Raw genomic sequence first — 10540 nt, 5'->3', positions numbered from 1 at the left:
CCGGGGCTCGCCCCCGGCGGCCGTCGTCGTCAGTCGGAGGCGCGGTAGAGGCCCCGGAGCAGCCCGATGACCTGGCGCAGGGCGGGCGGCGGGTCGCTCCGGATCCACGCGACGTGCACGGGGACCGGCGGGGCGTCGCGGACGACCCGGTACGCGAGGCCCTGCCGCCGGTACTGGCTCACTGTCGACTCCGCGGTCACTCCGCGGGCGGAGCCGCTGCTGATCACCGTGAGCCAGTCGTCGACGTCGGTCGTCGGGACGGTGCTCCGCGGCCGGTCGTGCTCGGGCCAGAGGTCGAGCCGGGTGCTCCCGGTCCGGTCGTCGAGCGCCAGCGGAGCGGTCGCCACCTGGGCGAGGGTGACCGTGCGCTTCGCGGCGAGCGGGTCGTCGACGGACAGGGCGCAGTAGCGCTTCTCGGTGCCGATCAGAGCCGATTCGACGTCCGCAGGAGCGGATCCGCGCCGCAGGATCGCCAGATCGCTGAGGCCCTCCGCGAGCCCCGCGGTGGGCGTGTTGGAGCGGATCAGCCGCAGCTCGTGGTGGGGGAGCGCGGTCGCCCAGCGGCGCTGGAACTCCTGCGTGTGCTCGCCGAGAGCCGACCAGGCGTAGCCGATCCGGATCGTGTCCGTCCCGGCCGCCGCCTCCTCGCGCAGATCGTCGACGACGGCCAGGACGCGGCGGGCGTGCCGCAGCACCCGCTCACCCGCCGGCGCGAGCTCGACGCTGCGGGTCGTCCGGTGGAGGAGCCTCCGGCCGAGGACGGACTCGAGCGCCGCGACGTTGCGGGAGACCGCCGTCTGGGAGATGCCGAGGTCGATCCCCGCGTCGGTGAAGGTCCCGGCGTCCACGACGCCGACGAACGACCGGAGGTGGCGCAGTTCCAGATCCATGCCCGCATCCTATTCATGCGGATCGCGCATCGATCGGGCCGATGGCGCATTGTGAGCCGGGACCGGACCGCTCGCAGACTTCCGGCATGACGAAGCAGCTCCCCGGAGACGGCCGGACCGTCGGCGCCGCGACCGCCCTCGCGAGCGCCCTCTCGAACCAGCTCGGAGCGGCCTCCGGAACGCTGGCCTTCCCGGTCCTGGGATCCGTCGGGGTGGTCGCCGTCCGGCAGATCGTCGCCGCGCTGATCCTCCTCCCGGTCGTGCGGCCGCGGATCCGCGACCTGACCCGCGCGCAGTGGTGGCCCGTCCTGCTCCTCGCCGTGGTGTTCGGGGCGATGAACCTCACGCTCTACGCGGCCATCGACCGCATCGGGCTCGGGCTGGCGGTCACACTGGAGTTCTGCGGGCCGCTGGCGGTCGCGCTGCTCGGCTCCCGGAGCAGGACCAGCGCGCTCTGCGCCCTCGTCGCGGGAGCGGGCGTCGTCGCGATCGCGGGGCCGAGGCCCTCGTCCGACCAGCTCGGCATCGCGCTCGGTCTCGCGGCCGCCTGCTGCTGGGCCGCGTACATCCTGCTCAACCGGATCATCGGACTCCGTCTGCCCGGAGCGCAGGGGACCGCCACGGCGACCGGGGTCTCCGCCGCCGTCTTCCTGCCCGTCGCCGTCTGGACGCTCGCCACGACGCACCCGGACGCGGGCACCGTGCTCCTGGCGGTCGGCGCCGGCGTCCTGGCGACGGCGGTCCCGTTCGTGGCGGACGTGATCGCGCTCCGGAGGCTCCCGACGAGCGTCTTCGGGATGCTCATGAGCGTCAATCCCGTCCTGGCCGCCCTCATCGGCGCGGTCGTGCTCGGGCAGGACGTCGGCGCGGCGGGATGGATCGGCATCGCCCTCATCGTTACCGCGAACGCCGCGGTCCTCCGGCGGGGTCGTCGCGCGCGGTGACGTCGGCGGTGGGTAGAGCGAGACGCGATCCCGTCGAAGCGCTGCCGCTGTGCGTTACCTGTTCGTTATGAAAAAGGCGCCTACACGACCAAACCAGGGACACCCTGGGAAACGGCAGGTCGCGGGAGAAAACTCTCCTCCATGAACCAGACAGCGGCACCCGTGCGCGAGCATCGAGCTCTCTACTTCCTGCTCGCCGCCCTCGCGGGCGTCGTCACGGGCGGAGTCCTCCTCGCCGTCGCCGAGCTCATCGCCCTCGCGGTCGCCCGCACCGCGAGCCCCGTGCTCGCCCTCGGTGCCTTCATCGTCGACATCGTCCCGCGCCCGCTCAAGGAGTTCGCGATCGAGACGTTCGGCGAGAACGACAAGACCTTCCTGCTCGGCAGCGTGGGCGCCGCGGTCGTCGTCGCCGCCGCGATCGCCGGAGTACTCCAGCTGGTCCGCCCGCCGCTCGGCCAGGTGCTGCTCGTGATCGCCGGCGGTCTCTCGATCGCCGCCATCGTGACCCGCACGGGAGCGTCGCCGCTCGCCGCGGTGCCCACGCTGGTCGGACTCGTCGTCGCCGTCGTCGTCATGCACCTCCTCTTCACGCGCCTCCGCGGCTGGCGTGCGGCCCGGGCCTCGGAGGCCCGGGGAACATCCTCCGAGGCCCGTCCGGGCGCCCTCGAGCGCCGCGGCTTCTTCCGCATCGCACTGATCTCCGCCGTCGGCGCGGCCGTCGTCGGCACCGGTGCCCGACTGGTCAACGCGGCGACGTCCTCCCTCGCCGGCGTCCGCGACGCCCTGCGTCTGCCGTCCCCGCGCAGCACCGTCTCGGTCCCCGCGGGCGCCGAGCTGGACATCGAGGGCATCACCCCGCTCTACACGCCGAACGCCGACTTCTACCGCGTCGACACCGCCCTCACCCTCCCCAACCTGGACCCGTCGGCGTGGTCGCTGAAGATCACCGGCATGGTCGACCGCGAGGTGACGCTGAACCTCCAGCAGATCTTCGACATGGGCCTCGACGAGTACGGCATCACCCTCACCTGCGTCTCGAACCAGGTCGGCGGCAACCTCGTCGGCAACGCCAAGTGGCTCGGCGTCCCCCTGCGCGACGTGCTCGCGATGGCCGGCGTGCAGAGCGGTGCCGACATGCTCCTCTCCACCAGCAGCGACGGCTACACGGCGTCCACCCCGATCTCCGCGGTCACCGACGAGAACCTCGACGCGATCCTCGCCGTCGGCATGAACGGCGAGCCCCTCCCGTTCGAGCACGGCTTCCCGGTGCGGATGATCGTGCCCGGCCTCTACGGCTACGTCTCGGCCACCAAGTGGCTCACCGAGCTCAAGGTCACCACCTTCGAGGCCGACCAGGCCTACTGGACCCCGCGCGGCTACTCCGCCGAGGCCCCCATCAAGATGTCCTCGCGGATCGACACCCCGCGGATCGGCGTCCCCGTCACGTCGGGCGCGCTCAAGATCGCGGGCGTCGCCTGGGCGCAGAGCATCGGCATCGACAAGGTCGAGGTGAGCATCGACAACGGCGACTGGCAGGAGGCGACGCTCTCGACCCCGGTCAACCTCGACACCTGGGTGCAGTGGTTCGTCGACTGGGACGCCCAGCCGGGCTCGCACTACGTCGCGGTCCGCGCGGTCGACAAGAACGGCATGGTCCAGATCGAGGACCGCGCGCCGGTCGCGCCCGACGGCTCCTCCGGCTGGCAGCGCACGCTCATCAACGTCACCTGACGCCCACCGGAGGCGCCGATCCCCGCCGGGTCGGCGCCTCCGGTGCGTCCGGGGGGCGTTGCCGGGGGCGACGCGCGAGGCTCGGCGGCACGACCCGGCCCGGAGCGCAAGCCTCCGCGGCGGCGCGGCCCGCGAGGAGGCGCCGCTCTAGCCTTCGAGGATGCGCTCCCGGCTCCTCCACCTCCGCGAATCCTTCTGGTTCCTCCCGGCCCTGTTCGGCGTCCTCGCCGTCGGGCTGGCGCTGGGACTGGTCGAGGTCGACCACCTGCTGGTCCGCGCCGGCGTCAGCGACATCCCGCTGATCGAGGACCTGTCGCCGACCGGCGGCCGGGCGATCCTCTCGGCGATCGGCGGGACGATGCTCGGCGTCGCCGCGACCTCGTTCTCGATCACGATCTCGGTGCTGGCGACCACGTCCTCCGCCTACGGGCCCCGGCTGGTCCGCAACTTCATGGCCGATCGCGGCAACCAGGTCGTCCTGGCGGTGCTCACCTCGACGTTCCTCTACTCGCTGATCGTGCTGCGCGCGGTGCACACGGAGGAGGACGCGTCGCTGACGTTCGTGCCGGTGGTGGCCGTCTCGTTCTCGGTGCTGCTCGCGGTGGGCGACGTCGCGGTGCTCGTCTACTTCATCCACCACATCGCGCTGTCGGTGCAGGTGACGACGCTGCAGCAGCGGGTCCTCGGCGAGCTCGTCGACGTGATCGAGCGGCTGCATCCGGAGGACGGGGAGGAGCCGGTGGACGCGGACGAGGCCTCGCTCGCGGAGGAGGCCCAGCCGCCGGGGCGCGAGACGGTCGTGCTGCGAGCGGTGCGGGGCGGCTACGTCGAGCAGCTCGAGATCGAGCGGCTGGTCGCCCTGGCCCGCCGCGGCGACACGCGGCTCCAGGTGCTCGCGCTGCCCGGCGACCACGTCCTCGTCGGCGACCCGGTGCTCGAGGTCCTCGAGGGGTCGGTCGCCCAGGAGGAGGCGGTCGCCGCGGTCGTCGTCGCCGACGCGCGCACCCCGCACCAGGACCTCCGCTACGCCGTCCAGCAGGTGGTCGAGATCGGAGTCCGCGGGCTCGCGACCGGCACGAACGACCCGTACACCGCGGTCGGCGCCGTCGAGGCCCTGACCAGCGCGCTGGTCGACCTCTGCGGCCGGCCGGAGGCGCGGGGCCGCTACTCCGACGCCGACGGAGTCGTGCGGCTGCTCGTCCCGTGGCCCCGTGCGGGCGAGCTGCTGGCCGACGTGTTCCTCGCCCTGCGCTCCTACGCGATGGAGCAGCCGCTCGTCGTCCGCGCCGGCGTGCGCCTCGCCGAGCGGCTCGCGGTCGTCGCCCGCGGCGGGACCCGCGTCGAGCTGCACCGCCAGGTCCGGGCGTTCGCGGACGCCCACGCCGCCGCCGACGGCGACGCCCTCGAGGCGCCGGCCCTGCGCGCGTCGCTCGCCGCGCTCGAGGCGCGCCTCGCGGCCTGACGCGCCGGCGGTCCGGTGCTCCGGGAGGACACGTCGGCCGTGGAGTGCTCGAATCGATTCGAGTAGGCTCGGCGCATGACAGAGAACACCACTGAGCTGCGTGTGGGGGTCGTCGGCCTCGGCTTCGCCGGCACCACCCACCTCGACGCCTTCCAGTCCCTGCCCGGCGCCCGCGTCGTCGCGCTCGCCGGCCAGGAGGAGGCGCGCCTGCACGAACTCGGCGCGACCCGCGGCGTCCCCGACCTCTCCGCCGACTGGGAGGACCTGGTCGCCCGCGACGACCTCGACGTCGTCTCCATCGGAGTCCCGAACCACCTGCACCACCCGATCGCCGTGGCCGCGCTCGCGAGCGGCAAGCACGTCTTCTGCGAGAAGCCGCTCGCCACCACCGCCGAGCTGGCGGCCGAGATGGTCGAGGCCGCCCGCGCGAACGACCGCGTGCTCGAGATCGCCTACAACCACCGCCGCCGCGCCGACGTCGCCTTCCTCCGCGACTACCTCGACGACGCGCCGCTCGGCGACGTCTACCACGCCCGCGCGAGCTGGCAGCGGCGCACCGGCATCCCCGGCATCGGCTCCTGGTTCACCAGCAAGGAGCTCGCCGGCGGCGGCCCGCTGATCGACCTCGGCTCCCACGTGCTCGACATCGCGCTGCACCTGCTCGACGAGCCGCGCGTCACCAGTGTCTCGGCCGTCGCGTACGGCGAGATCGGCCGCTCCGGCCGCGGCGGGCGCCCCCACGGCGTCGCCGCCACCGGCACGCACACGTTCGAGGTGGAGGACTTCTCCAGTGCCCTGCTGCGCCTCGACAACGGACGCTCGCTCCAGCTCGACGCGTCCTGGGCGAGCTACTCGAAGGTCCACGAGGACATCGAGGTCGAGCTGCTCGGCTCGGCCGGAGGCGCGCGCCTCCACATCGCCGACTACGCCACGGAGGGGACGCTCACCCTCTACTCCGAGGTCGCCGGAGCGCCGACCGTCTCGCACCCCGACGTGAAGGTCCCCGCCGGGCACCACCGCTCCGTCATCGCCGAGTTCCTGGAGGCGATCGCCTCGGGAGCCGACGCGCCCGCGGGCGGCCCCCGCTACTCCGGCCACTACGGCGAGTACGCGCTGCACCGCAGCCGGGTGGTCGACGCGATCTACCGCTCCGCCGCCGAGAAGAAGGAGGTGGCGGTCGCATGAGCGCCCCGATCGAGGTCCTCGTCTGGAACGAGTTCCGCCACGAGACCCGCGGCGACGAGACCGTGCTGCGCCACTACCCCGACGGCATCCACCGCGTGATCGCGGACGGGCTCGCGGAGTCGCTCGGCGACGCCGTCTCGGTGCGCACCGCGACGCTCCCCGAGCCCGAGCACGGTCTCACCGAGGAGGCGCTCGCGAAGACGGACGTGCTGCTGTGGTGGGGGCACATCGCGCACGAGGAGGTGTCGGACGAGGTCGTCCAGCGCGTGCTGCGGCACGTGCAGGAGGGGATGGGGATCCTGGTCCTGCACTCGGGCCACTACTCGTCGATCTTCAGGGCGCTGATGGGCACGACCTGCTCGCTGAAGTGGCGCAATGACCGCGACCGCGAGCTGGTCTGGACGATCGCGCCCACGCATCCGATCGCCGAGGGCGTGCCCAGCCCGCTGATCATCCCCGAGCAGGAGATGTACGGCGAGTACTTCGACATCCCGGTGCCGGAGGAGACGGTGTTCCTGTCGACGTTCACCGGCGGCGAGGTGTTCCGCTCCGGAGTGACCTACACCCGCGGCCTCGGCAAGGTCTTCTACTTCTCGCCCGGCGATCAGGACTACCCCGTCTACCACCACCCGGACATCCGGCGCGTGCTGGCGAACGCCGTCCGCTGGGCCCGGCCGACCCGCCCGCGCACGCCCCTCACGGCCGACCACCACCCCCGGGGCTGGTTCGAGTCCTGACGCCCCTCCGCGAGATGCCACCTGTGACGGCGACACGCCGCGTCCGGGCGTCGTAGGTGGCATCTCGCGGGAGGTACTGGGGGGATGCAGGAGGCGGAGGGGCGCGAGCCGGACGAGGTGCGGCGGTACGGGGAGGCACCCGAGCAGCTCGTGGAGGTGTTCCGGGCAGCGGCCCGTGCAGGCGGTACTGCGCGCGGGCCGGTCGTGCTCCTGCACGGCGGATTCTGGCGCGCGCGGTGGGACCGGTTGCACGCCCGACCGCTCGCTGCGGCGCTGGCCGACCGCGGGCACGACGTGCTCCTCCCCGAGTACCGGCGGGTCGGCGACGAGGGCGGAGGCTGGCCGGGCACCGGCGAGGACGTCCTGACCGTGCTCGCGGCGCTCCCGGCACTGCTGCCCGACGCCGGACCGGTCACCCTCATCGGCCACTCCGCCGGCGGGCACCTCGCCGTCTGGTCGCAGGCCGCCCGTCCGTCCCCGCACGTCGCGGCCGTGGTGGCGCTGGCGGGCGTGCTCGACCTGGCCGCCGCCTCCGCCGACCGCCTGAGCGATGACGCCGTCGGGGAGCTCCTCGGCGGCGACCTCAGGCTGCTCCCGGGCGCCGACCCCGCGCAGCTGCCCCCGCCGCCGCAGCCGACCACGCTGATCCACGGCACCCTCGACGAGGACGTCCCCGTCGAGTACAGCCGCCGCTACTCCGCCCGGCACCGCTCGGTGAGCCTGCACGAGCTCGCCGACGCCGGTCACCTCGACCTCGTCGACCCGGCCGGCCCCGCCTTCACCGCCCTCGTCGCCGCCCTCGCGTGAGTCCCCGAGCGCTCACCGCTCGCGAGATGCCACCTGTGACGGCGACACGCCGCGCAGGGCCGTCACAGGTGGCATCTCGCGGAGGGGAGGGGAGGGGGCGGGAACAGGCGCGCTAGAGGACCGGCGGGTACAGGAAGAGCGGGACCTGCGCGGTGGGGAAGGTGCGGGTCACGTAGCTGTGCTTGCCGCCGTAGTTGTACTCCTCCAGGAGCACGGTGCCGTCGTCGTTCACCTTCTGCACGTACGAGACGTGGTTGTAGGTCCACCACGCGACGCAGCCGACGATCGGGACGCTGCTGGTCGCCCAGCCCTTCGCGGCCCAGTTGTCGGGCCACTCGTAGGCGCTGCCGCCCAGGGGAGTGATATTGCCCCAGGTGTACTTCCACGGGGCGGAGGTGCGGCCGGCGTCGCGGTTGAGGCGCCAGGCCACGAAGTCGACGCACTCGCGGTAGTAGTAGCCGAGCGGCGAGAGTCCGCCGCCGTCGTCGTCGATGGTCTCGTAGGGCCACGGGTAGTCGTCGCCGACCGCGCGGGTCTGCACGGTCGAGAACTCGCCGCCGTTCGACCCGGAGAGCACGGCCGCCTGGCGGCTGGCCTCGTCGAGCTGCGCCTGGGTCGGTGCGGCGAAGGCGTCGCGGACGGCGGTCTGGCCGGTGGCGTCGGAGGAGACGGTGAGGTTCTGGAGGCCGACCCGGTTCGCGGCGGCGCGGCCGGTCGCGGTGGCGGAGGAGCTGCGGGCGCCGTACGCGGGGATCGCAGCGGTGGCGAAGAGGCCGCCGACCACCGAGAAGGTGCCGAAGGCCAGGGCGCGGCGGCTGAGGCCGCGGGCCCGGGCGGGCTCGGCGGCGCGGGGAGCGACGGGGCGGGAGGCGGACGCGCGGCGCGGTGAGGCCGGGATCGATCGTGAGGCGGGGGAGGCGGCGGGGACCTCGACGGAGACGGTCGGAGCGGTCGCCACGGGGGCCGCAGCGTCGACGGCGGAGTCGTCAGCGCCGGCGGAGTCGTCAGCGCCCGCGGAGTCGTCGGTGCCCGCGGAAGGGGTGGAGTCGTCCGATCCGCTGCCCTCGACCGCAGTGCCGGCGGTCGCCGCGCCCGCGCCCGTCTCCGCCCGGGCCGCACGGCGCTCGGCCTCGCGGGCCTCGCGCCGGGTCAGGGGTGCAGTGGTCGGGGTGCCGGCACTCTCCTCAGGGGTGGGAATGCCTGGCTTCGACACGCGTGCGTTCTCCTCGGGTGACGGTGGTGACGGGGGTCGGGGCCGGTGGGGGATCCGGCGACGAGCCACTCTAGCCCGAGGCCCGCGGATAACGGAACGATCACGACGGATCCGGCACGGATGCTCCGACCGCTCGCGCCCGTGCGGTGCCAGGATGGGGCGAAACCGGGAAGGAGCTCCTCATGACCGCACCCACCCCCACCGGACCCGTCCTCGTCGGCATCGTCGACGGCCAGCGACCCGAGGTCCTGCGCACCGCCGCCCGCGTCGCCGCCGACGCCGGAGCCGCTCTGCTGCTCGTGTCGGTCTCGGCCGATCCGTACCTCGTCGGCGAGTACGTCGATCCGATGACCGGCGGCATCCCGCTCGGCTTCGTCGGAGCCGCGGCCGACCGCGGCGAGGGCCCGACCCTCCCGCCCGGGCTCCGCGAGACGGTCGAGCACGAGCTGGACGGCAGCACCGTGCAGTGGTCGCTGCGCGCCGCGCGGGGCGAGCCCGCCCTGGCGCTCGCCGAGGTCGCCGAGGAGGTCGACGCTCGGATGATCGTGGTCGGCACCCGCGACGCGGGCGTGCTCGCGAGCATCGCCGAGTTCCTCAGCGGGAGCGTCGCCGCCCACCTCGCGCACCGCCAGCACCGCCCCGTGCTCGTCGTCCCGCGCGCCGACCGCGACCCGTCGCGCCCGGCGCCCTGGGACCTCGCGGAGTGACGCGACCCCTCCACCTGCGCCCCTCCGCGATCCTCCTGGTCGCGGCGGGCGGTGCCGTCGGCACGGCTGCCCGCGCCGCGATCGGTGCCGCACTGTCTCCGCTGGGCGTCGTGCCGGTCGCGACGCTCGCCGTGAACCTGCCGGGCGCGTTCCTCCTGGGCCTCCTGCTCGAGGCGCTGGCGCGGCGCGGGCCGGACGACGGCGGGCGCCGCACCCTGCGCCTCCTGCTCGGCACCGGCGTGCTGGGCGGATTCACCACCTACAGCACCTTCTCGCTCGACACGGTCGCGCTGCTCGAGGGCGGCCACGTCGCCGAGTACCTGCTCTACACCGGCGGCACGCTCGTGCTGGGCGTGCTCGCCGCCGCTCTGGGCATCGCGGTCGCGGGGCGGCGGAGGACGGCGGCGTGACGCCCGGCCTGCTGCTCGCGGTCGCGCTCGCGGGCGGCGTCGGAGCGGCCGCACGGCTCGTCGTCGACGGGGTCGCGCGGTCGCTCGTGCCGACGCGCTGGCCGGTCGGCACCGCGCTGATCAACGTGAGCGGGTCGCTGCTGCTCGGAGTCGTCACCGGGCTCGTGCTGGCCGGCGTCCTCGACCCGGTGTGGCGGGCCGTGCTCGGGACGGGCGTGCTCGGCGGCTTCACCACGTTCAGCACGGCGAGCGTCGAGACCGCGCGGCTGCTGCTCGACCGGCGCTGGGCGGCCGGGCTGGGGTACGGCGTCGGCACGGCGGCGCTCGCCGTCGCAGCGGCGGCCGCGGGTCTCGCGCTGACGGGCGTCCGCTTCTCCTGAGCCGCGCCGGGCGGCCGGTCGGCGCTCGGCCGCTCGCCGACCGGCCCCGCAGCCCGCTCGCGCCCGCCCCGTCG

11 protein-coding genes are annotated in these 10540 nt (G+C 74.1%); 9 read left to right on the top strand and 2 right to left on the bottom strand.

Features of this window, described 5'->3' with window-relative positions; translation table 11 throughout:
- Positions 1–29: 29 nt before the first annotated feature.
- Positions 30–890: a LysR family transcriptional regulator gene (locus C5D08_RS03890; RefSeq protein WP_104275913.1), complete on the bottom strand. Its 861-nt coding sequence runs from the start codon at positions 888–890 to the stop codon at positions 30–32.
- An 86-nt stretch (positions 891–976) separates the two neighbouring features.
- On the opposite strand from C5D08_RS03890, the gene C5D08_RS03885 reads away from it, so the two are divergent.
- From C5D08_RS03885 to C5D08_RS03860, 6 genes are all read left to right on the top strand, one after another.
- A complete protein-coding gene (locus C5D08_RS03885) occupies positions 977–1834 on the top strand; it encodes a DMT family transporter (protein WP_104275912.1) in 858 nt (285 codons plus the stop codon).
- A gap of 141 nt (positions 1835–1975) precedes the next feature.
- Positions 1976–3565 carry a molybdopterin-dependent oxidoreductase gene (locus C5D08_RS03880; RefSeq protein ID WP_104275911.1) on the top strand — a complete coding sequence of 530 codons (1590 nt, stop codon included), beginning with the start codon at positions 1976–1978 and terminating at the stop codon, positions 3563–3565.
- 160 nt (positions 3566–3725) lie between these two features.
- Positions 3726–5027, top strand: a complete 1302-nt coding sequence (locus tag C5D08_RS03875) for a DUF2254 domain-containing protein (RefSeq protein ID WP_104275910.1) — start codon at positions 3726–3728, stop codon at positions 5025–5027.
- A 75-nt stretch (positions 5028–5102) separates the two neighbouring features.
- Complete coding sequence (locus tag C5D08_RS03870) at positions 5103–6212, top strand: Gfo/Idh/MocA family protein (protein ID WP_104275909.1); 1110 nt, start codon at positions 5103–5105, stop codon at positions 6210–6212.
- Entirely contained in the window at positions 6209–6949 is a 741-nt protein-coding gene (locus C5D08_RS03865) for a ThuA domain-containing protein (RefSeq protein WP_104275908.1), read from the top strand. Before C5D08_RS03870 ends, C5D08_RS03865 begins: the two co-directional genes overlap by 4 nt.
- A gap of 84 nt (positions 6950–7033) precedes the next feature.
- Positions 7034–7756: a S9 family peptidase gene (locus C5D08_RS03860; RefSeq protein WP_104275907.1), complete on the top strand. Its 723-nt coding sequence runs from the start codon at positions 7034–7036 to the stop codon at positions 7754–7756.
- Positions 7757–7868: 112 nt separating this feature from the next.
- On the opposite strand, the gene C5D08_RS03855 is transcribed toward C5D08_RS03860, so the two are convergent.
- Positions 7869–8969, bottom strand: coding sequence for a CHAP domain-containing protein (locus tag C5D08_RS03855; protein ID WP_104275906.1), 1101 nt, complete (start codon positions 8967–8969; stop codon positions 7869–7871).
- Between the two features lie 182 nt (positions 8970–9151).
- On the opposite strand from C5D08_RS03855, the gene C5D08_RS03850 reads away from it, so the two are divergent.
- Genes C5D08_RS03850 through C5D08_RS03840 form a run of 3 tightly spaced genes read left to right on the top strand, consistent with a single transcriptional unit; the run spans position 9152 to position 10466 of the window.
- On the top strand, positions 9152–9676 hold the full coding sequence (locus C5D08_RS03850) for a universal stress protein (RefSeq protein ID WP_104275905.1): 525 nt from the start codon (positions 9152–9154) through the stop codon (positions 9674–9676).
- A complete protein-coding gene (locus tag C5D08_RS03845; RefSeq protein WP_104275904.1) occupies positions 9673–10086 on the top strand; it encodes a CrcB family protein in 414 nt (137 codons plus the stop codon). Before C5D08_RS03850 ends, C5D08_RS03845 begins: the two co-directional genes overlap by 4 nt.
- Positions 10083–10466: a CrcB family protein gene (locus C5D08_RS03840; protein WP_104275903.1), complete on the top strand. Its 384-nt coding sequence runs from the start codon at positions 10083–10085 to the stop codon at positions 10464–10466. Before C5D08_RS03845 ends, C5D08_RS03840 begins: the two co-directional genes overlap by 4 nt.
- Positions 10467–10540: the final 74 nt, after the last annotated feature.

The sequence above is a fragment of the Rathayibacter sp. AY1B6 genome, assembly GCF_002932755.1.
Lineage (GTDB): Bacteria > Actinomycetota > Actinomycetes > Actinomycetales > Microbacteriaceae > Rathayibacter.
Note: the sequence above shows the minus strand (reverse complement) of the source record. Positions and strands in the feature narration are given on the sequence as shown.

Coding starts and splice junctions, on each gene's coding strand:
- C5D08_RS03850 (WP_104275905.1), top strand. CDS start 9,152: ATGACCGCACCCACCCCCACCGGACCCGTCCTCGTCGGCATCGTCGAC.
- C5D08_RS03870 (WP_104275909.1), top strand. CDS start 5,103: ATGACAGAGAACACCACTGAGCTGCGTGTGGGGGTCGTCGGCCTCGGC.
- C5D08_RS03885 (WP_104275912.1), top strand. CDS start 977: ATGACGAAGCAGCTCCCCGGAGACGGCCGGACCGTCGGCGCCGCGACC.
- C5D08_RS03875 (WP_104275910.1), top strand. CDS start 3,726: ATGCGCTCCCGGCTCCTCCACCTCCGCGAATCCTTCTGGTTCCTCCCG.
- C5D08_RS03860 (WP_104275907.1), top strand. CDS start 7,034: ATGCAGGAGGCGGAGGGGCGCGAGCCGGACGAGGTGCGGCGGTACGGG.
- C5D08_RS03865 (WP_104275908.1), top strand. CDS start 6,209: ATGAGCGCCCCGATCGAGGTCCTCGTCTGGAACGAGTTCCGCCACGAG.
- C5D08_RS03880 (WP_104275911.1), top strand. CDS start 1,976: ATGAACCAGACAGCGGCACCCGTGCGCGAGCATCGAGCTCTCTACTTC.
- C5D08_RS03890 (WP_104275913.1), bottom strand. CDS start 890: ATGGATCTGGAACTGCGCCACCTCCGGTCGTTCGTCGGCGTCGTGGAC.